Source organism: Bacillus sp. TCT6 (assembly GCF_056033845.1).
Genome location: NZ_JBVYHX010000001.1, coordinates 373,886 through 397,962 on the forward strand (window position 1 = coordinate 373,886; position 24,077 = coordinate 397,962).

A 24,077-nucleotide genomic window follows, 5' to 3' on the forward strand; every position below is an offset into this window, starting at 1 on the left:
ATTATCCCTCAAAGAAATAACTTTCTGCTAATTCACGGACAGTCATTTGTTCTGTTTCATCATTAAGTTTTGCAATTATGCTTCGTTCAATAGCGCGCATAACAGGAATATATACACCTAAATCACATGCGTCGATAATACCACGAATACTTGCTGCTTCTTCACTTACACGTCCATCGCGAGCTAAAGGCATAAGGTCGCTTGCAAATGCAACAAACTTTTCAATTGTTGCAACATCATTTAATTTTGATTCTGCTAATAATAGTTCTTTTAATGTGTCACCTTGAATGTAAGGAACTTCAATAATAACGAAACGGTTTTTTAATGCTTCATTTAGTTCACTTGTTCCAACGTAACCTTCGTTAATCGCAGCAATTACACGGTATTCTTCATCACCGTATACAACCTCTTGTGTAAATGGGTTTGTGATCATTTTACGGTAATCTAATGCGCCGTGAAGTAGCGGTAAAGTTTCAGGTTTTGCCATATTGATTTCGTCAATATATAGGAAGTGACCGTTCTTCATTGCTTTCATAAGAGGACCGTTAACGAATGAAACTTCAGATGCACCATCTTTCGTTTGTAGTGTGTTGTATCCTAAAATACCTTCTACATCTAAGTCGACAGAGCAGTTAATGCTATGCATTGGTTTTTGAAATAAAGAAGAAAGAGTTTCCGCTAGTACTGTTTTACCACTACCAGTCGGTCCTTTTAATAGAATGTTCTTGCCAAGAAGAAGTGCTGTAATCGCATCTTCGATAATGCTGTTATCAGATGCTTTATATATTTTAGTACCGATTAAATGAGCATTTTCACCAGCTTCTTGTTTATTCTTTTCATGAATCGTAGAAAGCTGCTGTTTTAAATCAGAATGTATATGAAATTGTTCTAACATGTATTTCCCACCTAACATTATTTTCATAAAGTAATACATCTTATGATAACTTGTTTTAATATGGTATGCAAAGAAAAGGAAGGAGGATAAAGGGAAAAGAAAAAGCAATCAAGATGAAGTTGATTGCTTACAGTAAAGGAGAAATGAGCCTCATGAAAGACTCCAATATGCGTTTTTTTATACTTCTTTTTTGGAAAGAGTTCCATTTAATTTCAGTTGAATGTTTAAAATCTTTTTCAAAATCACGTTTAATATCGTGAACTGTTTTTGATTCATAAAGTACGCTAATAATTTCGTAATTCAATTCAAAGCTACGTACATCCATGTTCGCTGTTCCGATAGTTGCAATTGTATCATCAACGAGTACAATTTTTGCATGCATAAAACCATCTTTATAACTGTAAATAGAAGCACCAGCTTTTAAAAGTGGAGTGAAATAGGATTGAGATGCTTGATCACTAATGATGCTATCACTTTTACCTGGATATAAAATCCGTACATCTATTCCGGCAATTGCACTTAAGCGTAATAATGTTAAAGTTTCTTGATCTGGAATAAAGTAGGGTGTAGCGATCCAAATGGATTTTTTTGCAGAGCCCATAACAGCTAATAATGTATTACGAATACTTTTATCATCGGAGCTTGGTCCGCTTGCTACGATTTGAACAGCACCTTCTGCATGTGAAATCTCTTTACCTGGGAAGTATTGTCTATTCATGAATTGATCCCAGGAATAAGTATTTAAACCACTAGAGGCATAGAGCCAGTCTTCTAGAAAGATTGCTTGTAATTTATATAATGCTTTTCCTTCTATTTTTAGATGACTATCACGCCAAACAGGAAATTTCTTTGAACGGCCAAGATATTCATCACCGACATTGAGTCCTCCGGTAAAACCAATTTCTCCATCTACAATAACAATTTTTCGATGGTTACGATAATTGACAGTTTCAAGTAACCAAGCTGAAAAAATAGGGTCAAATTCTACAATTTCAATCCCAGCTTCTTTCATAGGTTGCAAAAATCGTCTTCTTAACGTGTTACTTCCAAGACCATCATAAAGGAAGCGTACAATAACACCATCTTTTGCTTTTTGTATTAAAGCATCTCGAACTTTTGTACCAATTTCATCAGATTTATAAATGTAGTATTGAATATGTATATGATGTTTTGCCTGCTCTATAGCTCGCAAAATTTCTGAAAATGTTTGATCTCCGTTTGTTAAAAGTTTTGTAGTTGTTTTATCTGCGGCAGGACCGCCTCCAAATTTTTGTATGACTTCTGTTAAATGTATGGAACGTTCATTTAGTGGGACTGTGAGTAATAACTCTAGTCTTCTTCCTTCTAATATTTCACGGAATAATTTTCTTTGTTCTTCTGAACGATGGAGATGTTTTTTTCTTCTCCAGCGGCTGCGCCCGAAAATAGCGTATAAAAGCACACCTATAATAGGAAGAAGTGCTAATACTAAAAACCATGCCAATGTGCTTTGTGGAGATCTATTTTCTATAAAGATAACGAATGAAATTCCTACGATTGTGATGGACCATAGAGCACCGACAAATGTATATAACGAAATATACGATGTATTTAATAGGAACAGAACGATAGATACAATTGTAAATATTAATAGTAACTGAACGATAGGCTTCTTCATTTCTATATAATTCCCCTAATCTTTTTTCAATATAGATTTCTTAAATAGAAGATGTAATATGACATCTTTATTATAAGGTGTTTTGCTTTTTTTACAAAATATAGACATTTCACCTATACTTTCCGCATTTGTCCTACATACAGTGTACTATCACATTTTTATCCCACTCTTAATGCATATGAAAATGAAAAAATCGAAAAGGAGCGGAGAAACATGAATTATATAGAAAATAATGGATTTTATTATCGGAATCATCATCATGGAGGACACAATCATGGTGGGCACAATCATAACGGCGGACATCATCACCATGGAGGACACAATCACCATGATCACCATCATCATCACGGAGGCGGATGGGGCTGGGGGGGTAGTTCATGGGGAGGCGGATTTTTCCCTGGAAGCTTTGCAGGAGGAGTGTTAGGTGGACTGACAGCTGGCGCATTAACGGGTGCAGCAAGTGGAGGGTATTATCCAGCGCCATATCCAGTAACTTATCCATCACCATACCCTGTAACGTATCCAATGCCATACCCAGGTTATCAGCAAATACCATATTCGTATTAAACTAAAAAAGAGGCTACCCTCTTTTTTAGTTTAATACGGTATTTATTTATAAAATACTTCCAAAATTAAGGTGAAAATATGTTAATATTTTGTTATTGTAATTCAAAAACATATACATTAATGTAGATTTTCATATTATTATTCGTGAATAGTTATGTAGTATGGTCTAATTTCTATTTTGTTATTAAAGAGTAAAGAGATCAGATGTGAATGGTATTAGTTAGAAACAGGGCTTGGATAGAGCCACTTAAAAGGATTGCAGTATAATAAGGTGCGAAATAATTAGGGAGATGAGAAGCTACTAGTTATAATTGAAACGGTATAATATTGCTTTTTATTACAAATAATATTATGTTATTTTAATCGGTCTATTTAAAAAGATAATTTATGTAATGGGCTAGTATTAGAAAATGAAATATCTCTATTTCTATGAAGAGAAACAGGTTGTGTTTTAGTCAGATAGGAAGCAAGGAGAGATGCGCATGCTAGAACAGAGAGGTCATGCATTATATGACTCTTCATTGCGAGATTTAAAGTTAGCATTAGATGAGTCTTCAATTGTTGCAATTACAGATCGAAAAGGTCTTATTACATATGTAAATGATAAATTTTGTGAAATCTCTAAATACAAAAGAGAAGAATTAATTGGAAAAGATCACCGTATTTTAAATTCAGGACATCATCCGAAAACCTTTTTTCAAAACTTATGGAAACGTATTTTGAATGGGAAAGTATGGACAGGTGAGATTCGGAATCGAGCAAAAGATGGTACATATTATTGGGTCAAAACAACAATTGTTCCATTTTTAAATGAAAAAGGAGAGCCATACCAGTTTATCGCAATTCGAAATGATATTAGTAGTAGAAAAGAAGCAGAACATAGATTGCGGCTAAGTGAAAGTCGTTATAGGGAACTTGCCTATCATGATGCTTTAACCAGTTTGCCGAACCGTTTGCAATTAATAACAACCGTTAATAAATTGATTGCAGATAAAAAAGAATTTGGTATGATTTACTTTGATTTGGACCGTTTTAAATTAGTAAATGATACGTTAGGTCATATGATAGGGGACTTACTTTTAAGCGAAGTCGCTTCACGGTTGCATTATGTACTAGGAGAGAAAGATGTTCTGGCTAGGCTAGGTGGCGACGAATTTGTGCTGTTAACAAAAAATCATAGGCAAGATGATATGAGTCAGTTAGCGACATCTGTGTTGTCATGTTTTCAGGCACCATTTATGTTGGAAGGCCATGAAGTATACATTTCAGCTAGTCTAGGACTTTGTTCTTATCCACAAGACGGACTAGACGTGGAAACGTTATTGAAAAACTCTGACTTAGCTATGTATAGTGCAAAAGAACAAGGTAGAAACGCTGCATGTTTCTTTACAGATGAGCTACGGGCGAAAATAAATCGTAGAATGAAAGTTGAGTTTGCTTTGCAAAAGGCAATTCGTGATGAAGAGTTAGATGTAGCATTGCAGCCTATTATTGATTTGAAAACGAAGAGATATTCTGGTATAGAAGCTTTAGTACGCTGTATGACAGAAGACGGCCCCATTGCACCAAGCGAATTTATCCCGGTAGCTGAAGAGTCTGGACTTATTATAAAGCTAGGAGACTGGGTATTAGAAAAATCGTGCCGATTGTTTAAAACATTGCCAAATTATCAAGAAGGACTAAAGTTATCTGTGAATTTATCTATACAACAATTAATGCAGAAACGTTTTATTTTGTCTGTACGTAGCATTTTAAAGAGAACTGGTTTTCCTCCGAACCGTTTAATATTAGAAATAACGGAAAGCATTGCAGTCCGCCATTTTGATTATATTATTGCTACATTACAAGAATTAAGAAATATGGGTGTTTTAATTGCTTTGGATGATTTCGGAACTGGCTATTCTTCCTTATATTATTTAAAACAACTACCACTGGATATTGTGAAAATTGATCGTAATTTTATTCGTGAATTTCATTATGATCACGCGCAACCAGAACGAACAATTGTAAAATCTGTTATTGAAATTGCTCATAGTTTAAATTTAGCAGTAGTTGCTGAAGGGGTAGAAACAGTAGAGCAAGAGAGTTTGTTACAATCAATGAGCTGTGATTATGTACAGGGATTTTATTATGCGAAACCTTTATCTGTAGGAGAGTTAAAAGAAAAGTTAATTACAGATTTTTAATAAAAAAGAGAAGCCAGCAGCTTCTCTTTATTTAATCCGTTTTTTGTGAGTCTTTCATTAGTACTGGATAAAGAATAAGACCTAATACGAACAATCCAATTCCTAAGAAGAACGTTTTTAAATCAGCAGTTCCCGTTTTGATAACCCAAATTGAGTATACAAATGCTAATGTAGTGATGATCCCGTCCTTTATTCGAGAACCAGGCATTATATCATACGTTTCTCCTGTAATAACCAGTTTGAATTGGTACAGAGTAGAAACTAGGTATGGAATTAAATAGGCTAATGTTGCTACGACAATAGCGAAACTATACGCTTCTGAAACAGTACCAGAAATCGTTGAAAATAAGAAAATTTGCGTCATTACATTTGTAATCAATAATGATTTTGAAGGACTACCTTTTTTATTTGTTTTCCCGAAAAACTTAGGGAAAAGTCCATTCTTTGCTGCCTGGTAAGGTACTTCTGAACTAACAACAATCCAACCAACTGTAGATCCAAATAAAGATATAAGAGCGAGTAAAGCCATGATATATGCGCCTTTATTTCCAATTGCTAAATTTAATGCGTCTACTAATGGTTTTTGAGACTCTTTTAAAGCATCTTGCGGAAGAGCTCCCATTGTAAGTAAAGTAATTGACATGTAAATAAGAAGAGCGATAATTAATCCGAAAATCGTAGCTTTTTTTACATCGCGCTGTGATTTTGCACGATTAGAAAGCATAACTGCTGATTCAATACCGATAAATGCCCAGAGTGTTGCAATAGCAGCTGAATTGATTTGTCCACCTAACGAGATGGATTGTCCTGCTTCATTCATAAAGGTTTGACCGTCTCCGAAATTAGAGGCATTGAAAATGAATAATGTAATTACAATAAACATTGTAAATCCGATAATTTTTGCAATGGTAGCAAGTAGATTCATATTTCCAGCTCGATCAATATTTTGAGAAAGAATATATTGAATTCCCCACAGCATAAGGCTACATACGAGGAAAGTTAATCCTTTTCCGAGTTCTAGTGAAAATCCGTTTATTGAAAAAAGAATTTGCTTACTTTGTAAAACTGGAAAGAATGTTGATAAATATCCAGCAAAGGAAATAATAACAGATGCTGTTGCAGCCCAGTTAGCAGCCCAATATCCCCATGCCATACTATATCCCGCAACTTTACCAGCTTTTTTTGAAGGAAACATCGCTTGAGCGTAGCTTTGTGGTCCAGCTTTTAATTCTGGTTTCCGAATCGCTAAATTTCCAAATACAAGTGCAATCATAAATACGCCAAGGCCTGTAATACTCCATGCGAGTGTAGAACCCATTGGCCCTGATACTTGTGCTAAATTTGCTGGAAGCATAAATACGCCACCGCCAACCATATTCCCGATAACAAATGCTGTTAAAACCCATAATCCCCATTTTTTCGTTTCCATTTTTGTTAACTCCTTTGTAGTAAGTTTTGCTTAAACATCATTTTTTACTAGCTTTTTGACAATAAAAAAAGAGCCATGTAGATAAAAAAATACCTACATGGCTCTTTCGCCAAAGCGTAGGTACAACGGGAATAACCCTTGTACCTACGCGTAATTTTTCCGCTAGGTTTCAAGGGTTACGTATGATGATGATGTTTTTGTGCAAATGAAACTACAGTTGTTGTATAAGTAAGCATAGTTCTTTGCTCCCTTTCTCCTCTGATTTTGAAGTTAGTATACTACATGTTTTTTTGAATGAAAAGAAAAATATAAAAATTTTTATAAAAATACGTTTTAAAGATTAAATATTTACCTATATTTTTCTTGTACTGGAAAATAAGTGAGAGATTGGCAGAAGAGTGAAGCATGTTATAATACATATAGAATTAGAAGGTGACAAGGGGCTATTGTAGATGATGAGTAAGTATGAACAAATTTATACAGAAATCAGTAAATCTATTGATAATAAACAATTAAAAGAGGGATGCAAAATCCCATCAGAAACAGAATTAATGAAGCAGTATGAGGCAAGCCGAGGCACGGTAAGAAAAGCTGTAGATTTACTGCAAGAGCGTGGATATGTGCAAAAAATTCATGGAAAAGGTGTTTTTGTTTTAAAGCGAAAAAATATTGAATTTAATTTTGGCGGTATTGTAAGTTTCCAAGAAGAAAATGAACGTTTAGGACGTCATTGTATTACGGAAGTTGTGGAAATGGACAAAGAAAAAGCCACAAAAGAAATTGCGAAATTATTAAATGTAAAAGAAAAAACAGAGATTGATCATATTAAACGTGTACGAAATATTGATGGAGAAAAAGTAATTTTAGATATAAATCATTTTGTATCTGAGTTTATTCCAGGATTAACGAAAGAAATTGCAACTGCATCGATTTATAAATACATTGAGAAAGAGCTTGGGCTACATATTAGTTATTCGCAGAGGGTAATTGAAGTACAGCCGTGTACAGAGGATGACAGAAAGTATTTAGATTTAAATGGAACAGACTATGTTGTCGTTGTGAAAAACTTTACACATTTGTATGATGGAAGTCAGTTTGAATACACAGAATCACGCCACCGTTTAGATATTTTTCACTTTTCGGATGTGGCACGCAGGAAGTAAAGAGGTGGAACAAAATATTGTTTCATCTCTTTTTTTATAAAAAAAAAACACAAACTCGTATATACGAGTGTTGACTAACTTATATATACGAGTTAATATGTAATTGTAAACGGTATCAAAAAAAGAAAAGAGGGACGGGAATATGGGGAAAGACTATCGTAAAACAGCAGAGGAAGTGTTGCAGTATATTGGTGGGAAAGACAATATTGAACAAGCTGCACATTGTGTGACGAGGCTCCGTATCGCTTTAAAAGATGAAAGTAAAATAGATAATGATAAATTACAGTCTGTTTCATTAGTGAAAGGAGCGTTTCATAACGCTGGTATATTTCAAGTTGTAATTGGTCCAGGGGATGTAGATCGTGTTTATGCTGAATTGATAACGCTTGCAGGTATGGAAGAATCGACTGTAGCTGACGTAAAAGATTCTGGAAATCAGAAGTTAAATCCAGCTCAAAAGTTTGTGAAAATATTTTCGGATGTATTTATGCCGATATTACCAGCGATCGTAACAGCTGGTTTACTAATGGGTATTAACAATCTATTAGGGGCAAAGGACTTATTTTTTGATGGGAAAAATTTATTAGATGTTTATCCGAACTTAGGCGGGCTTTGGGATTTAATTAATATGATGGCCAATACAGCATTCGTATTCTTACCAGCACTTGTCGGGTGGTCAGCAACGAAGCGTTTTGGTGGTAGTCCAATACTAGGGATTGTTATGGGATTAATGCTTGTGCACCCGGCCTTATTAAACGCTTGGGACTATGGAAAAGCAGCGACTGGTTTAGAGGGTCAAAAGATTGAGTACTTCAATATTTTAGGACTGTTCCAAATTGAGAAGGTAGGATATCAAGGACAAATTTTACCTGTTTTAGTAGCAGCTTTTGTATTAAGTAAAGTGGAAATTTTCTTAAAGAAACATGTACCAAATGCAATTCAATTATTAGTTGTACCAATTACAACAATCGTTGTGACAGGTGTGTTAGCATTAGGAATTATCGGTCCGGTTACACGTCATATTGGAGATTTATTAACAGTAGGATTAGTAGGTGTATATGAAACAGTACCAGTAGTTGGAGCAGTATTGTTTGGAGCATTATATGCACCGCTTGTAATTACAGGTATGCATCATATGTTTATTGCAATTGATTTACAATTGATTGCACAGCACGGTGGCACATTCATTTGGCCAATGATTGCTCTTTCTAACATTGCGCAAGGTAGTGCGGCACTTGCAATGTTCTGGATTTCTAAAAATCAAAATGATAAAAGTATGGCATCAACATCAGCCATTTCAGCATACTTCGGTATTACAGAACCAGCGATGTTTGGTGTGAATTTACGAAATAAGTTCCCGTTCTATGCAGCGATTATAGGGTCTGCTGTGGCAGCGATATTCATTACATTAAATGGTGTATTAGCACCTGCTATCGGAATTGGCGGATTGCCAGCATTTATTTCTATCATTCCGAAATCGATTCCAATGTTTATTGTAGGAATGATTATTGCAGTTGTAATCCCATTTACTTTAACATGGTTATTTGCAAAAAGAGTCAAACAGAAGTAGGAGGAAGTTAAACATGAAGGATTGGCATAAAAGTGTAGTCTATCAAATTTATCCGAAGAGCTTTAATAGCTATTACAATAAAGAAACCGGTGATATAAAAGGGGTTACAGAGAAACTAGATTATTTAAAAGAACTCGGAGTGGATTATATTTGGTTAACACCGATATACCAATCACCACAAAATGATAATGGATATGATGTAAGTGATTACTACAGCATTGATCCATCTTACGGAACGATGGAAGAGTTTGAGGAACTTTTAGCAGAAGCGAAAGTACGTAACATTGAAATTATGCTTGATATTGTTGTAAATCATAGTTCGACTGAACATAAGTGGTTTAAAGAAGCGAAGGAAGATAAAAATAGTCCATATCGTAATTACTATATTTGGCGTGATGAAAAAAATAATTGGCAGTCTAAGTTTGGTGGATCTGCTTGGAAATATGATGAGAAGACGGAGCAATATTATTTACATTTATTTGATGAAACACAAGCTGATTTAAATTGGGAAAATGAACAACTTCGCGAAGAAGTATATGATATGATGCGTTTTTGGCTGGATAAAGGGGTAACAGGATTCCGATTAGATGTCATTAACTTAATTTCAAAAGACCAATGTTTCTTAAACGATGAAGGTAATACTGCGACAAGTGATGGACGCAAGTATTATACAGATGGTCCGCGTGTTCATGAATATTTACAAGAGATGAACCGAAAAGTTTTTGCAGGAAAAGATGTAATTACAGTTGGAGAAATGTCATCTACGACAATTGATAATTGTATTAAATATTCTAATCCTGAGCGTAATGAACTGAGCATGACGTTTAGTTTCCATCATTTAAAAGTAGATTATCCGAATGGTGATAAGTGGACGAAAGCAGAGTTTGATTTTATTAAATTAAAAGAGATTATGTCTAACTGGCAAATTGAAATGCAAAAGGGCGGAGGATGGAATGCGTTATTTTGGTGTAATCATGACCAGCCTCGCATCGTGTCACGCTTTGGTGATGATGGAAAATACCGAAACGAATCTGCAAAAATGTTAGCGACAGCCATGCACATGCTGCAAGGAACGCCTTATATTTATCAAGGGGAAGAAATCGGTATGACGAATCCTAAATTTGAATCCATCGAGCAATATCGTGATGTGGAATCGTTAAATATATATGATATAAAGCTAAAAGAAGGGCTATCAAAAGAAGAGATTATAGGGATTTTAAAGCAGAAATCTCGTGACAACTCTCGCACTCCGATGCAGTGGAATGAAGAGATGAACAGTGGTTTTACAACAAGTACACCTTGGATTTCAGTGGCTGAAAACTTTACAGAAATAAACGTAGAGAAGGCATTAGAAGATAAAGAGTCCGTATTTTATCATTATAAAAAGTTAATAGAACTTAGAAAAACATATGATGTAATTACAGAAGGAGAATATGCTATTTTGGATAAAAATGATCCTAAAATTTGGGCATATACTCGTACTACAGAAAGTGAAGTACTACTTGTTATAAATAACTTCTATGGAGAAGAAATAACGTACTCTGTACCAACACAAGTTCAATTAGATGGAATGAAACAAGAAATACTACTGTCGAATTATAAAGATTCCAGCAAGGATATTACAAAACTTAACTTAAGACCATATGAATCAATTGTCTATCGATATACGAAATAAAAGGTTGTATGCCCACGTGGCATACAACCTTTTATTTTAAGACACCACTATACAAAATGCTTACTTCTACCTCAGGTTTGAATTTTACTTTTGCATAATCTTTATTCCAATTTTTTTTCTTCCATAAGTCAGGATGATAAGCGATAAGATGTCTTCCAATACCGAAAGCATCACAATTTGCTTTTTGTAACTTTTTCGTTATCTTTTTAGCTTCTTTCGTAAGCTGTTTAGACAATTCTTTGTTTAGTTTGGCTCTTTCATCCATTTTGTAAAGATTATCTCTCGGAGCTTCAAGCGCTATAACTTTTAATTGAAGCTTAATGTGAGCATAAACATTTCCTTTTTTATCCGTTGTTATTTTTAAGTCTCGTTTTAACTTTCGATTGCTAATTTCCATCGTTAAATAATCAGATGTCTTCTCTGATTCATCGCTAGTAAGTTTTTGGGTTATACGGGCACTTGTTCCCATTTTTCCGGTTAATAACACGAATAAAACAGAGTGTTTCAAAGGTAAATGCCCAGTTAATTTATCATCGTTAAATAAAGCTAATCCGTTTGTAATTACTTCTTTTCCTTTTATTTTTATAGAAGGGAGGGTGAAATCTTTACCAGGATCTAACATTTTTGTAGCGGCTGTTTCTAAAGTTTCTTTTGGAAATACACTCATATCTTCTAAGCTTTTCACTTTTTTCTTTAGAAAATCTCCAATTAGTAAATTTCCTACTTTCTTTTTTTCTAGTATCTCGGATGTTTCACCATCTACTGCAATAAGTTTTACTAAAGCAGTTGGGTTTGTTGGGTCACGAAAGCTGACATCTAAATAGGGTAGCATACCTTTTTTTAGAATTTTGGTTCCTAGTAATTGAACACCATATTTGAAATAGCGAATGTTTCCAGTCACATTTTTTTTTATGGCATCGCTTGTATCCCTTATATTATGCCCGGTTGCTGAATGTATTTCATTTTCGAATGAAGATTGCTCTCCGCTCGAACTTTTTACGAGCTCGATTGTTTGCTGGAGTTTATTCTCTTCCGTAATATCAGATCCAATACTATAAGCTAACCTTGCTTCTCTTAATGGTTCTTGATCCCAACAGCCAGAAAGGAGGGAACTAGTACATAATATAAAAAGTAATTTAACTCTTTTTTTGAACATACTGTTCTCCTTTCTTCTTTCTTATTACTGAATAAAGTAGAAATAAAAAAGGGAGGACAACGATGAAAATATAGGTGAACTTATCAGTGAAAGTTGCAATTACTTTTAATTCTTCAGGTGTATCTATAAATAAGGCTACACTAAAAGCAATAATACCAACGATTGGAACAGCCTTTTTATGATTAGCAAGGTTGAATATATGGCCAATTCCGATTGAAGCAGCATAATAATAACTAGCAATAGAAGCCACAACTGTTATCATCCATATTGGAATGAATAGTAAATCAGTCCGGTCTATAATCCCGATATGCAAGGAGCGTAATAAGTAAGCAACTGGTTCTGGAATAAGTTCAATTTGTTTTGGACTAAATACGATAAAGCAAATCCAAACAGTAAAAGTATAAAAAAGAGTTACAAATCCATTAGCGATAGAAATGGCCTTTAGTTTTTCCACAGAATTCCCATTTACTTTTGGGAAAGCGATAAGAATAATTTCAAAACCATACATGGCTGTAATTGTTTCTTTGGATGCTTGAATAATATTCCACCATCCAGCCTCTGTAATGGGAAAAATATAAGAAAAATCAGCTCGTGTAAGCCCTAGGGCAATTAAAAGCGCCATAGGTAAAATGAGAATAGAGGCCATGACATAAAATCGTACGATGACTTTAAACGTATTATAAGCTACATAACAACAAGCTATTGTAAATAGCATAAGAATGGCATACCACGGAGTTGCTTGTAATATCCACACTTTAATGACATTACAAACATTTAACATAACCGTCATACCGATAAGGGTAAAATAAAAAACATAAGCAAAACCTAATAGTTTTCCAAACTTATTACCAAATAGCATACAAACACTTTCATACATATCAGCATCAGGAAATCGTTTTAAGAAAAGCCACATAAGTAAAATGATAAGTTGAATTGCCAATCCAGCGATGAGTGCAGAAATCCATCCACCACCTTTAGCAATTGGGTGAAGACGGTTTGGTAGAGAAAGTATGCCGACACCGATTTGGCATTGAATAACGAAAAAGGTAAATTGAACTAGCGAGATTTTACTTTGCGTGTTTGTCACCGTCCTCATCCTCTCTCGTTACATGTTGGCGCTGCATTTTTTTCGGTTTTGGATCATGTGGTCGTTCCCAAAATGACCAAATTGGAAGTCTTACGAAAGAATCTTTCATATCCTTTATCCGCATTGGTGCAAGGGGAGAAAGATATGGTGTATGAAAAGAATGAAGCTGACATAAGTGAACGAAAGTTATAATTAGACCGAATGATATTCCTACATATCCGAATATAGCAGCAAGGAGCATTAACGGAAAACGAAGAATCCGAACGGCGGAACTCATATCATTTGATGGAACGAGAAAAGATGAGATTGCAGTTAAAGCTACAACGATAATCATTGTATAAGAAACGAGGCCGGCTTTTACAATTGCATCACCAATTACTAAACCACCTACAATACCGATTGTTTGTCCAACGCGGCTCGGTAGACGAATACCAGCTTCCCGTAATAATTCGAAAATTAACTCCATTAAGAGAGCTTCAAAAATAGGTGGGAGTGGTACTTTCTCTAATGAAGCTTTAATTGTGTACACAAGTTCGAGCGGCAACACATCAGGATGAAAAGCGACAGTTGCAATATAGAAAGCTGGTAAGAGAAAGGCAATTAAAAAACTTACTAAACGAATCATTCGGACGAAAGAACCGACAATCCAGCGGTTATTATAATCATCTGGTGATTGATAGAAAGCGAATAACGTAACAGGTACGATAAGTGCTGTTGGATCTCCGTCAGATAAAATAGCAACTCGTCCTTCCATTAAATTTGCTGCGACTCTATCTGGACGCTCTGTATTTAATTGCTGCGGAAATGGCGAGAAAGACGTATCTTCTATAAATTCTTGTATGTATCCTGGTGACATAAGTGCATCCGTTTTAATCGTTTCTAATCTTCTTTTCACTTCTGTAACTAAATCGTCATTCGCTATATTTTGCATATAAGCAATTGCCACTTTCGTGTGCATTTCTTCACCGATTGTAAAATACTTAACAACTAAATTTGGACTCTTAATGAGTTTGCGAATAGAGGTTAAATTAGTTGCTAAATCTTCTACAAAACCGTTATGCGGTCCACGGACAACTCCCTCATTATCAGGTTCGGTTATATCTCTTTTTAAAGATAAAGCTGTTTCGAAAATACAAAAACTGTCGACATGTTCATGGAAATATAATGATTTACCTTGTAATAAGAGCTGTACACCATAATTTAAATTTGTTTCTTTTTTCATATTTAATGTGGAAAAAGCTTTATCTAAAGACAAATCTGACCGCGTTAATAATGGCTCAAGAGCTAATTGATGAATTAAATTTGGGTCTGCTAAAGATTCGATATATAAGATTGTCCCTTTTCCATTTTGAAAAGGGATATCTAATTTTTTTATATCATCTGAGTGACAGAGCTTATTTTCAATGTAATTAATGTTTTCCGGAAGTGATGGAAACATATGCTTTTGGTTTTTACTCTCTTGTTGTTCTTTTTGCTCTGTCATAATTTCCACCTCTTTTAGAATAAAGTTACTTCTGTTAATTTTTTCTTTTTGTGAGAAATTTATGCTTGGATTATTTTTAAAAAAGTAGCTTGAAAGTTACGTTACGTCATCTTTTATACTGTAGAAAATAGGATATAGGGGATGATATAGATGACTTTGAGGCATATGTGGGGATGGAAAGAAATTTTATATTTATTAGTTTTCGTATTTCTTATTGTCCCAATAACAGTTGAATCTCTTTTTTATGAATATGCTTTAAAAATAATAGGGAACTCATTATATGCGGGAGTATTAATGGGATTTATAATGGCGGTGATATTTACTACTGTAGTTTATCTTTTTTGTATAAAAAGATATCAACTGTCTTGGAAAGATATTGGAATTCGAAAGCTTTCATGGAAAGATTTTTTATGGACAGTTATAGCATTGATTACCTTAATTGTAGTTAGTGTTGCTGTATTAATGATAATGGAGAAAATGGGTATTTCTTTTGAAAATAGTAAAACGGAGACGGTTCAAAATGATAAATCAATATATTCGTTCTGTATCGCGGTAATTGGAGCAGCAGTTATATCACCAATTTATGAAGAGATTTTATATCGAGGTGTTTTTTATACATTTTTTCGTGATAGATATGGTATATGGGGTGGAGTGCTTATAAGTTCTATAATATTTACCGTTGTTCATATTCCAACATATAACACATTACCAGTGAATTTTTTTAGTGGAGTAGTATTTGCGTGGTTATATGAGAAAACAAATTCTATTTTATCAGCTATAATTGCCCACGCACTATTTAATTTCATAGCAGTACTTTTAACATTTGTGTCGAATTAAGAAGATATATAGGAGGGATACATATGGAAATAGCTGTAGAACGTGTTTTTACAAAAGAGATTTTAAAAAGAGCGGCGAGTTTGTTTCATGTAGCAGTGGAAGAAAAACCACTTGGAGATTTTGAAAATTATATTTTTAAGGCGAAGGGCGATCGTGGTGAAGATTACGTATTACGTTTAACCCACTCTTCTCATCGTTCAAAAAAAGAAGTCGAAGCTGAACTAGATTTTTTACGGTATGTTGCGGAGCATGGGGCAAAGGTAGCAGGACCTCTTAACTCAACTTCTCAAAATCTTGTAGAAGAAATTGGAGCGGAAGATGGCACTTTCTTTTTTGCTTCTTTATTTACATATGCAAAAGGTGAGCAAGTAAAAGGGGAAGGATCGCCTTATTGGGGAGATGATTATTTTGAAGCATGGGGAAAAGCGATTGGACAACTGCATCGCCTAACAATGAGCTATCCTAAAACAGACTATCGTGATACGTGGGAAGAAGACGAAAGTGGAATTGTTAATGAATTAGAAGATGATCAAGTGAAAAAGATTGCAGCGGTATTAATGGATGAGATTAAGGCCCTTCCAGTTGAAAGAGAAACGTTCGGTCTTATGCACGGTGATATCCATCCCGGTAATTTTCATTATGATGGTAAAGAGCTAACAATCTTTGATTTTGATGATGCGGCTTATAATTACTTTATACATGATTTAGCGATGGTTCTCTATTACTCTATTTTATTTACACCATGGACAGCGGAAGAGAAGACAGACTTTGCTCGTAAACAGCTACAAGTGTTACGAAAAGGCTATGAGCATGAGCACAGACTGGCGGATAGTTGGTATGAATCGTTACCGTTGTTTTTACGTCTACGTGATGTTGGTTTATACGGTACACTTCAAAAGAAGTTTAAGGGGAAAGGTATGCCAGATAACTTCCGAGAATTATCAGAAGAGCTATATGAAAGAATTATAAAAAGAGAAGCAATTGTGAATATATAATACATTTAGTTCGAAACAAAGTATATAAAACAAATATATACTTTGTTTTTTTATACAAAAATATGTTTACTTTATTAAAATAATATTGTCCTAGATTCAGTATACACTTATAATTTTATATATATTCTGAATATTCTTTATAAAGAAGGAGGGGGAATGTTGGAAGCTTTCGTGAATTGGTTAAATAATATTGTTTGGAGTCCAGCACTTGTTTATTTATGTTTAGGAGTAGGTTTATATTTTTCCATTCGAACGAGGTTTTTACAAGTAAGGCATGTAGGAGAAATGGTGAAGCTGACATTTCAAGGTGAAAAATCAGAGGCTGGTGTTTCTTCATTTCAAGCGTTAGCACTTTCGTTATCAGGACGCGTTGGGACGGGGAATATAGCTGGGGTAGCAACAGCGGTTGCCTTCGGTGGACCAGGAGCTGTATTTTGGATGTGGGCAGTGGCCTTTTTAGGAGCAGGATCAGCTTATATAGAATCTACATTAGCGCAAATATATAAGACGAAACATCAAGGACAGTTTCGTGGTGGACCTGCTTATTACATTGAAAAAGGTTTAGGTGTGAAATGGTATGCATTAGTATTCGTTGCAGCGACAATTCTTGCAACGGGGCTTTTACTGCCAGGTGTGCAGGCAAATAGTATTGCTGTAAGTTTAGAAACAGCTTTTGGAATTAACACTACCGTATCAGGGGCTTTATTAGTTGTTGTACTAGCTATTATCATCTTCGGTGGAGTAAAGCGAATTGTTAACGTTGCACAAGTTGTCGTACCGTTTATGGCAGTTGGTTATATTTTAGTAGCTTGCGTTATTGTTGCTATGAATATTGAAAAGTTGCCAGAAGCATTTATGCTAATTATAAGAAGTGCTTTTGCATTAGAAGCGGCTTTCGGTGGTATTATCGGTTTAGCAATTTCTTGGGGAGTAAAACGAGGTATTTATTCCAATGAAGCAGGGCAAGGAACTGGACCACATGCAGCAGCAGCAGCTGAAGTATCACATCCAGCTAAGCAAGGTTTAGTGCAAGCATTTTCCGTTTACATTGATACATTATTTGTTTGTTCAGCAACAGCATTTATGATGATTATTACAGGCATGTATAACGTATTTGATGCAAGCGGAAAAAACTTTATCGTTAATAAATTAAATGGCGCTCAGCCAGGACCAGGATATACACAGGCGGCGGTAGAATCTGTTTTCCCTGGATTTGGAAACGGTTTCGTTGCAATCTCGTTATTATTCTTCGCGTTTACAACAATTATGGCGTATTACTACATTGCAGAAACGAATATCGCGTACTTAAATCGTGATAAAGACCGTCCTTGGTTGTCTATTGTACTAAAATTTGTTTTTTTAGGAGCTGTATTCTACGGCTGTATTAAAACAGCAGCAACGGCGTGGGCTTTAGGTGATATCGGTGTAGGAATTATGGCATGGGTAAATATCATTGCGATTTTATTATTACAAAAACCTGCATTAGTCGCATTAAAGGATTATGAAAAACAGAAAAAAGAAGGAAAAGATCCAGTATTCGATCCGCAGCCATTAGGAATTAAAAATGCTGATTTTTGGGAGCATGAATACGGGAAAGATAAGAAAGAAGAAGTATCTTAATAGAATAGAAATGAAGAAGCAAAGGGGAAACCCTTTGCTTTTTTTATGGACAAATTGAAGCTGAAAGTTATTTTTGGGACTATTTTTGAATATAAAAAGAATGTACATGCGTTGTTAGGGGAAGGGGGAGTATGTTGATAGAATTTCGTAATGTAAATAAATATTATGGTAATTTTCAAGTTTTGAAAAATATTAATGTGCAAGTGAAAAAAGGAGAAGTGGTAGTAGTTGTCGGGCCTTCAGGATCAGGAAAAAGTACATTGCTTCGATGTATAAATCAATTAGAGGCAATTACAGATGGAGAATTAATTGTACAAAATACAGAGGTACACAATAAAAAGACGGACATGAATGAATTGCGGCGAAATATTGGGATGGTCTTTCAACATTTTTATTTATACCCACATAAAACAGTTCTGCAAAATATTACACTAGCACCGATTAAAGTAAATAAAGTTTCCAAAGAAGAAGCAGAGAAAACAGCGATGTTTTATTTAGAGAAAGTAGGAATCCCGGAGAAGGCTAATGTATATCCGCATCAATTATCCGGAGGACAACAGCAAAGAGTAGCAATTGCTAGAGGACTTACGATGCAGCCGGAAATTATGCTGTTCGATGAGCCTACGTCTGCTCTTGATCCGGAGATGATCGGGGAAGTACTTGATGTTATGAAAACGCTAGCTAAAGAAGGGATGACAATGGTCGTTGTCACGCATGAAATGGGATTTGCGCGAGAAGTAGCAGATCGGATTTTATTTATGGATGATGGTCAAATTATTGAAGATACGACACCGGCGCAATTTTTTGCAAATCCTGAACAAGAAAGAGCTCGTTTATTTTTAAGTCGGGTGCTAAATCATTAGAGGAGGAATTTCATGCTTAAAATGAAAAAGTTATTTACTTTAATCGTATTTTCATGTTTATTCGTGCTTGTTGTTGCTGGATGCGGAAGTAAGAAAGATGAGGCAAAGGAAACAAATACGAAGCAAGGCGGGGCTGTTGAGCAAATTAAGAAACGAGGAAAATTAGTAGTCGGGGTGAAGAATGATACGAATTTATTTGGATTAAAAAATCCTTCAACAGGGCAAGTAGAAGGATTCGATGTTGATGTTGCGAAGGCACTTGCGAAAAAAATTCTTGGAGATGAAAAGAAGCTAGAGCTGAAAGAAGTAACGTCTAAAACACGTATTCCAATGCTGAAAAATGGTGATATTGATGCAATTATTGCGACAATGACAATTACGGAAGAGCGCAAAAAAGAAGTGGATTTCTCAGATGTATATTTTAAAGCCGGACAATCGTTACTTGTGAAAAAAGGAAGCAATATTAAGAGCATCGATGATATAAAACAAGGCGTTAAAGTATTAGCTGTAAAAGGATCAACATCTACAAATAACATTCGTCAAAAGTCACCAGAAGCGACTGTATTAGAATTTGAAAATTATAGTGAGGCATTTACAGCGTTAAAGGCAGGTAAAGGTGATGTGTTAACGACAGATAATGCAATCCTTTACGGAATGGCAAAACAAGATTCTAATTATGAAGTAGTAGGAAAAATTTTTACAGATGAACCGTACGGAATTGCAGTGCAAAAAGGTGCAGACGATTTAACGAAAGAGATTAATAACTTACTAAAAGATATGAAGGCGAGCGGGGAATACGATAAATTGTATGAAAAATGGATCGGTCAAAAACAAGAGAAGTAAAGTGAAACTTTATTTTTCTTGATAAATAGTAAAAGTGAGAGGATGAGAGTGCTCATCCTCTTCTTGTAAAGAAAGAGGGGAGAATATGTGCCTGATTTTTCTATATTAACGAATAACATTGATATGTATTTAGAAGGATTTAAATATACAGTTATGTCTAGTGTAATTGCATTGATAGGCAGTTTTATTTTAGGAGTAATTTTGGCAGTAATGCGCATCGCACCGATTCGTATTTTAAATTGGGTAGGTTCAGCTTTTGTAGAGTTTGTAAGAAATATTCCACTCGTATTAATTGCATTTATATTTTATTTCGCGTTACCTGTAATAGGAATTACTTTAAATGGTTTTGTAGCAGGAACAGTTACGCTTACCGTATATACAGCAGCGTTTATTGCGGAAGTTATTCGCGCTGGTATTCTATCAGTCGAGAAAGGTCAGATGGAAGCAGCACGTTCCTCAGGATTGACTTATACGCAAGCAATGTACCATGTCGTTTTACCTCAAGCTATGAAAATTGTAATTCCCCCTTTAGGAAACCAGTTTCTCAATTTAGTTAAAAACTCCTCAATACTTGGAATTATTGCTGGTACTGATTTAATGTATCAAGGAGATTTAATTTCAACGAAGACGTTTGTTACGTTTGATGTATATATATTTGTCGGGATGTTTTATTTAATATTAACAATTCCGCTCAGTATGCTAGTGCGTTATTTAGAAAAACGCTTAGCAAAGGAGGCGGTGTAAATGGATTTTAAGGGAGCAATTACAGGGGATCATATTCTATTTTTATTAAAAGGATTACTTATAACGTTAGAGGTAGCGCTCGTAGCAATTGTACTTAGCTTTATTATTGGTAGTGTAATAGGGATATTGCGCTACATGAAAATACCTGTCGTCTCACAAGTATTAGGAATTATCGTTGAAGTAATTCGAAATTTACCACTACTTTTGATTATATTTTTCACGTATTTTGCACTACCAGAAGCAGGCTTGAAATTAGAAATTATAACAGCTGTAATTGTTGCTTTAACAATATTTGAAGCAGCAATGATATCTGAAATTGTTCGAAGTGGTCTATTATCGATTGAAAAAGGACAAATTGAGGCCGCAAGATCTTCAGGATTAACGTATGTGCAAGCGCTTTGGCATATCATTTTACCACAAGCATTAAGAAGAATGGTTCCACCGCTTGTCAGTCAATTTATTTCATTGCTGAAAGATACAGCATTAGCAGTTGTTATATCACTGCCAGAGCTTATGCATAATGCTCAAATTATTAGCGGGCAAAATGTGAATTATATGATTCCAACGTTTATGGTAGTAGCTTGTATGTACTTTATCGTAAATTATAGTTTATCAATTTTATCCAGAAGATTAGAACTTCGTTAACCCTTACAATATATGTAAGGGTTTTTCCTTGTTTCTCCTTATTTTCCTCTAAATAGAATCTAAATCTAGCTATAATTAGATTTTTTATATTATTTTATCAGAAAAGTTTTAATTTTATATAGAAAATGTAATCGCTTTCGTGTATATTTTTATTATCAGAAAATTTTAACAAGATATAGGGGTATTTGTAGGGGGAGGATTTAGATGCAGCAACCAACGAATGAGAAATTACATCGTACGATGAAGAGTAGACATTTATTTATGATCGCACTTGGTGGTGTAATTGGAACTGGTTTTTTCTTAGGTTCGGGTTACACCATTAATCAGGCTGGACCAGGGGGGGCCATCCTTTCATATTTAGTAGGCGGATTTATTATGTATTTAACAATGCTTTGTCTTGGAGAGTTAACGGTAGCAATGCCGGTTTCGGGATCTTTCCAAAAGTATGCAACGAAGTTTATTGGACCAGGAACAGGCTTTATGATTGGTTGGTTATACTGGCTCGGCTGGGCAGTAACAGTGGGTCTAGAATTAACGTCAATAGGTTTAATGATGAAAAGATGGTTTCCAAATGTTGATGTTTGGGTATGGTGCCTTGTATTCGGCGTTATTCTATATGCGTCAAATGCTATCTCAGCGAAAAGCTACGCTGAATTAGAATTTTGGTTTTCTAGTATTAAAGTAATTACAATCCTTGCATTTGTTGTTCTTGGTGGTAGTGCATTATTAGGATTTATATCATATGACGGAAAAGAAGCAGCACCTCTTTTCTCTAACTTTGTAAGCGATGGTGGACTTTTCCCGAATGGACTAGCTGCCGTATTACTTACAATGATTACAGTTAACTTCTCGTTCCAAGGAACAGAGTTAATCGGGATTGCAGCGGGAGAAAGTGAAAATCCAGAAAAAACAATTCCACGTGCGATCCGTAATACAGTATGGCGCATTATGTTATTCTTCATTTTAACAATGACAATTTTAGTAGGATTAATTTCTTGGAAGGAAGCAGGCGTAATTGAAAGTCCATTCGTAGTTGTATTTGATAAAATCGGTATTCCATATGCAGCTGATATTATGAACTTTGTTATTATTACTGCGTTATTATCTGTAGCGAACTCTGGATTATATGCAGCGACACGTATATTATGGTCACTTGCAAATGAAGGAATGGCACCAACTTCTTTCAAGAAAGTAAATAAACGTGGTATTCCAATTACAGCGCTAGTCGTAACGATTGCGGTAGCTGGATTATCCCTATTCACAAGTTTCCTTGCAGAAGATACAGTATACATGTACTTATTATCGATAGCTGGTTTATCGGCTGTTTCAAGTTGGATCATTATTGCTCTATCGCAACTTCGCTTTAGAAGTCAGTATATAAAAGGCGGAGGAAAGTTAGAGGACTTAAAGTATAGAACACCACTATATCCGATTGTTCCAATTTTAGCTTTAATTACAAATAGCATCGTTGTTATTAGTTTAGCGTTTATTCCTGAACAAAGAATGGCGTTATACTGCGGTATTCCATTTATCATTTTCTGCTATATATATTATTATTATATGAGTAAGAAACAGCAGAAACCGATGAAAGTGGAGATGGACAAAACAAATGAAACTAACAATCAAACACGATGATATAAAGGCAGATTTATCGTACGCTCAATTAGCGATTGGAAAAGAAAACGGGTATTCACCGTTACAATTACTCGTTTCTTCTATCGCAGGATGTAGTGCAATTGTCTTTCGAACAATTTTAGAAAAGAAACGTATTACATACGATACGTTTACGATCGAAACTGAAATTGGTAGAAGTGAAGCTTTATCCAAACCAGTTGAAAGTGTTCATTTGCAATATAAAATTAAAGCGGAAAACATTACAGAAGAGCAGTTGGACAAAGCATTGCAGCTTGCAGTGAAAAATTGTACGATTGTTCAATCTGTAAAAGATAGTATAAAGGTTACGGAAACAATTGAACTAATAAAATGAAACATAAAAACGTGAGAGCCGTATTCTCACGTTTTTATGTTTTTAGAAAGAGGGGAAAGTGTAGTGGACTGTTTAGGTTGTAAATTAGCAAACGAAGAGGAAAAAATATATAAAGTATATGAAGATGATTATGTAACTTGCTTTTTAGATCATGCGCCTTTCTACCCAGGACATACTTTAATTGTGCCAAAGCAACATGTTGTAGAAGTAGAAGAATTAGATGACGTTGTAGCAAGATCAATTATGGATGCTTCTAAGCTGATTGCAAAAGCGATTAAGGCATTATATAAACCAGATGGAATTACAGTTTGTCAAAATGGTGGAGTATTTAACGAGTTAACACATTACCATATGCATGTCGTACCAAGATATAAAGAGCGTTCGTTTGCTGAGTTTTATACGGTGCAACCGGAGGAAAAGAAGAATCATAACTTTGAAGAGACAAAGAATTTGTTAAAAGAAGCGATAGAGCAAATACTGCATATTGAAAAGGTGTAAAAGAATTTTTCTTAGAGATACAGTCAGGAAAATTCTAATATTAAAAAGCCCAATTTCTCAGTTACAATAGAGAAATTGGGCTTTTGTTTATTCTATTATTAAATTTTATCTATAAAAAGATTTTGCAGTGTCACAAAGTACAGTGCTCATTCGTTATATAGAGTGAGAGGAGGAATT

The 24,077-nt window shown here is 34.9% G+C and carries 21 protein-coding genes; 15 read left to right on the forward strand and 6 right to left on the reverse strand.

Going from position 1 to position 24,077, the window contains the following annotated elements:
- Position 1: 1 nt before the first annotated feature.
- Both AC0ONG_RS01725 and AC0ONG_RS01730 read right to left on the reverse strand, forming a co-directional pair.
- Positions 2 to 895 (reverse strand): ATP-binding protein, encoded by an 894-nt coding sequence (locus tag AC0ONG_RS01725; RefSeq protein ID WP_000892989.1) that lies wholly within the window; start codon positions 893 to 895, stop codon positions 2 to 4.
- Positions 896 to 1,022: 127 nt separating this feature from the next.
- Complete coding sequence (locus tag AC0ONG_RS01730; protein ID WP_000743027.1) at positions 1,023 to 2,552, reverse strand: cardiolipin synthase; 1,530 nt, start codon at positions 2,550 to 2,552, stop codon at positions 1,023 to 1,025.
- Between the two features lie 213 nt (positions 2,553 to 2,765).
- On the opposite strand from AC0ONG_RS01730, the gene AC0ONG_RS01735 reads away from it, so the two are divergent.
- Both AC0ONG_RS01735 and AC0ONG_RS01740 read left to right on the forward strand, forming a co-directional pair.
- The gene (locus AC0ONG_RS01735) at positions 2,766 to 3,119 is read left to right on the forward strand and encodes a hypothetical protein (RefSeq protein WP_001106369.1); all 354 of its coding nucleotides are present in this window, start codon (positions 2,766 to 2,768) and stop codon (positions 3,117 to 3,119) included.
- Between the two features lie 482 nt (positions 3,120 to 3,601).
- On the forward strand, positions 3,602 to 5,305 hold the full coding sequence (locus tag AC0ONG_RS01740) for a putative bifunctional diguanylate cyclase/phosphodiesterase (protein ID WP_000893348.1): 1,704 nt from the start codon (positions 3,602 to 3,604) through the stop codon (positions 5,303 to 5,305).
- A gap of 31 nt (positions 5,306 to 5,336) precedes the next feature.
- Here the strand turns inward: AC0ONG_RS01740 and AC0ONG_RS01745 are convergent, their stop codons facing one another.
- Positions 5,337 to 6,734: an amino acid permease gene (locus AC0ONG_RS01745; RefSeq protein ID WP_000448446.1), complete on the reverse strand. Its 1,398-nt coding sequence runs from the start codon at positions 6,732 to 6,734 to the stop codon at positions 5,337 to 5,339.
- Positions 6,735 to 7,186: 452 nt separating this feature from the next.
- Between AC0ONG_RS01745 and treR the strand changes: the two genes are divergently transcribed.
- The 3 genes from treR to treC all read left to right on the forward strand — a co-directional run bounded on the left by treR (position 7,187) and on the right by treC (position 11,142).
- Positions 7,187 to 7,897, forward strand: a complete 711-nt coding sequence (gene treR, locus AC0ONG_RS01750) for a trehalose operon repressor (protein WP_000987242.1) — start codon at positions 7,187 to 7,189, stop codon at positions 7,895 to 7,897.
- A 142-nt stretch (positions 7,898 to 8,039) separates the two neighbouring features.
- Complete coding sequence (treP, locus tag AC0ONG_RS01755; RefSeq protein WP_000513939.1) at positions 8,040 to 9,467, forward strand: PTS system trehalose-specific EIIBC component; 1,428 nt, start codon at positions 8,040 to 8,042, stop codon at positions 9,465 to 9,467.
- A 13-nt stretch (positions 9,468 to 9,480) separates the two neighbouring features.
- Positions 9,481 to 11,142 carry an alpha,alpha-phosphotrehalase gene (gene treC / locus AC0ONG_RS01760; RefSeq protein WP_000656107.1) on the forward strand — a complete coding sequence of 554 codons (1,662 nt, stop codon included), beginning with the start codon at positions 9,481 to 9,483 and terminating at the stop codon, positions 11,140 to 11,142.
- Between the two features lie 31 nt (positions 11,143 to 11,173).
- Here treC and gerKC read toward each other — a convergent pair whose 3' ends face one another.
- Genes gerKC through gerKA form a run of 3 tightly spaced genes read right to left on the reverse strand, consistent with a single transcriptional unit; the run spans position 11,174 to position 14,868 of the window.
- Positions 11,174 to 12,298, reverse strand: a complete 1,125-nt coding sequence (gene gerKC / locus AC0ONG_RS01765) for a spore germination protein GerKC (RefSeq protein WP_017762783.1) — start codon at positions 12,296 to 12,298, stop codon at positions 11,174 to 11,176.
- Positions 12,279 to 13,385 (reverse strand): GerAB/ArcD/ProY family transporter, encoded by a 1,107-nt coding sequence (locus AC0ONG_RS01770; RefSeq protein WP_074789907.1) that lies wholly within the window; start codon positions 13,383 to 13,385, stop codon positions 12,279 to 12,281. Before AC0ONG_RS01770 ends, gerKC begins: the two co-directional genes overlap by 20 nt.
- Complete coding sequence (gene gerKA / locus AC0ONG_RS01775) at positions 13,366 to 14,868, reverse strand: spore germination protein GerKA (protein ID WP_000139245.1); 1,503 nt, start codon at positions 14,866 to 14,868, stop codon at positions 13,366 to 13,368. The genes AC0ONG_RS01770 and gerKA overlap by 20 nt, the downstream gene beginning before the upstream one ends.
- Before the next feature lie 150 nt (positions 14,869 to 15,018).
- Between gerKA and AC0ONG_RS01780 the strand changes: the two genes are divergently transcribed.
- From AC0ONG_RS01780 to AC0ONG_RS01825, 10 genes are all read left to right on the forward strand, one after another.
- Positions 15,019 to 15,705, forward strand: a complete 687-nt coding sequence (locus AC0ONG_RS01780) for a CPBP family intramembrane glutamic endopeptidase (RefSeq protein WP_017762785.1) — start codon at positions 15,019 to 15,021, stop codon at positions 15,703 to 15,705.
- Between the two features lie 23 nt (positions 15,706 to 15,728).
- Positions 15,729 to 16,700 (forward strand): phosphotransferase enzyme family protein, encoded by a 972-nt coding sequence (locus tag AC0ONG_RS01785; RefSeq protein WP_000401652.1) that lies wholly within the window; start codon positions 15,729 to 15,731, stop codon positions 16,698 to 16,700.
- 159 nt (positions 16,701 to 16,859) lie between these two features.
- Complete coding sequence (locus AC0ONG_RS01790) at positions 16,860 to 18,320, forward strand: alanine/glycine:cation symporter family protein (protein ID WP_000387172.1); 1,461 nt, start codon at positions 16,860 to 16,862, stop codon at positions 18,318 to 18,320.
- Between the two features lie 131 nt (positions 18,321 to 18,451).
- On the forward strand, positions 18,452 to 19,183 hold the full coding sequence (locus tag AC0ONG_RS01795) for an amino acid ABC transporter ATP-binding protein (protein WP_003276651.1): 732 nt from the start codon (positions 18,452 to 18,454) through the stop codon (positions 19,181 to 19,183).
- A gap of 12 nt (positions 19,184 to 19,195) precedes the next feature.
- The gene (glnH, locus tag AC0ONG_RS01800; protein ID WP_000916489.1) at positions 19,196 to 20,026 is read left to right on the forward strand and encodes a glutamine ABC transporter substrate-binding protein GlnH; all 831 of its coding nucleotides are present in this window, start codon (positions 19,196 to 19,198) and stop codon (positions 20,024 to 20,026) included.
- An 87-nt stretch (positions 20,027 to 20,113) separates the two neighbouring features.
- Entirely contained in the window at positions 20,114 to 20,770 is a 657-nt protein-coding gene (locus AC0ONG_RS01805) for an amino acid ABC transporter permease (protein WP_474203508.1), read from the forward strand.
- Positions 20,771 to 21,415: an amino acid ABC transporter permease gene (locus AC0ONG_RS01810; RefSeq protein WP_000345975.1), complete on the forward strand. Its 645-nt coding sequence runs from the start codon at positions 20,771 to 20,773 to the stop codon at positions 21,413 to 21,415.
- A gap of 204 nt (positions 21,416 to 21,619) precedes the next feature.
- Complete coding sequence (locus AC0ONG_RS01815; protein WP_001187093.1) at positions 21,620 to 23,050, forward strand: amino acid permease; 1,431 nt, start codon at positions 21,620 to 21,622, stop codon at positions 23,048 to 23,050.
- A complete protein-coding gene (locus AC0ONG_RS01820; protein WP_000778854.1) occupies positions 23,025 to 23,402 on the forward strand; it encodes an OsmC family protein in 378 nt (125 codons plus the stop codon). The genes AC0ONG_RS01815 and AC0ONG_RS01820 overlap by 26 nt, the downstream gene beginning before the upstream one ends.
- A gap of 63 nt (positions 23,403 to 23,465) precedes the next feature.
- Complete coding sequence (locus AC0ONG_RS01825; protein ID WP_000340518.1) at positions 23,466 to 23,900, forward strand: HIT family protein; 435 nt, start codon at positions 23,466 to 23,468, stop codon at positions 23,898 to 23,900.
- Positions 23,901 to 24,077: the final 177 nt, after the last annotated feature.

Coding starts and splice junctions, on each gene's coding strand:
- glnH (WP_000916489.1), top strand. CDS start 19,196: ATGCTTAAAATGAAAAAGTTATTTACTTTAATCGTATTTTCATGTTTA.
- AC0ONG_RS01730 (WP_000743027.1), bottom strand. CDS start 2,552: ATGAAGAAGCCTATCGTTCAGTTACTATTAATATTTACAATTGTATCT.
- AC0ONG_RS01810 (WP_000345975.1), top strand. CDS start 20,771: ATGGATTTTAAGGGAGCAATTACAGGGGATCATATTCTATTTTTATTA.
- treC (WP_000656107.1), top strand. CDS start 9,481: ATGAAGGATTGGCATAAAAGTGTAGTCTATCAAATTTATCCGAAGAGC.
- AC0ONG_RS01820 (WP_000778854.1), top strand. CDS start 23,025: ATGAAACTAACAATCAAACACGATGATATAAAGGCAGATTTATCGTAC.
- AC0ONG_RS01785 (WP_000401652.1), top strand. CDS start 15,729: ATGGAAATAGCTGTAGAACGTGTTTTTACAAAAGAGATTTTAAAAAGA.
- treR (WP_000987242.1), top strand. CDS start 7,187: ATGATGAGTAAGTATGAACAAATTTATACAGAAATCAGTAAATCTATT.
- treP (WP_000513939.1), top strand. CDS start 8,040: ATGGGGAAAGACTATCGTAAAACAGCAGAGGAAGTGTTGCAGTATATT.
- gerKA (WP_000139245.1), bottom strand. CDS start 14,868: ATGACAGAGCAAAAAGAACAACAAGAGAGTAAAAACCAAAAGCATATG.
- AC0ONG_RS01735 (WP_001106369.1), top strand. CDS start 2,766: ATGAATTATATAGAAAATAATGGATTTTATTATCGGAATCATCATCAT.
- AC0ONG_RS01740 (WP_000893348.1), top strand. CDS start 3,602: ATGCTAGAACAGAGAGGTCATGCATTATATGACTCTTCATTGCGAGAT.
- AC0ONG_RS01725 (WP_000892989.1), bottom strand. CDS start 895: ATGTTAGAACAATTTCATATACATTCTGATTTAAAACAGCAGCTTTCT.
- AC0ONG_RS01780 (WP_017762785.1), top strand. CDS start 15,019: ATGACTTTGAGGCATATGTGGGGATGGAAAGAAATTTTATATTTATTA.
- AC0ONG_RS01795 (WP_003276651.1), top strand. CDS start 18,452: ATGTTGATAGAATTTCGTAATGTAAATAAATATTATGGTAATTTTCAA.
- AC0ONG_RS01745 (WP_000448446.1), bottom strand. CDS start 6,734: ATGGAAACGAAAAAATGGGGATTATGGGTTTTAACAGCATTTGTTATC.
- AC0ONG_RS01815 (WP_001187093.1), top strand. CDS start 21,620: ATGCAGCAACCAACGAATGAGAAATTACATCGTACGATGAAGAGTAGA.
- gerKC (WP_017762783.1), bottom strand. CDS start 12,298: ATGTTCAAAAAAAGAGTTAAATTACTTTTTATATTATGTACTAGTTCC.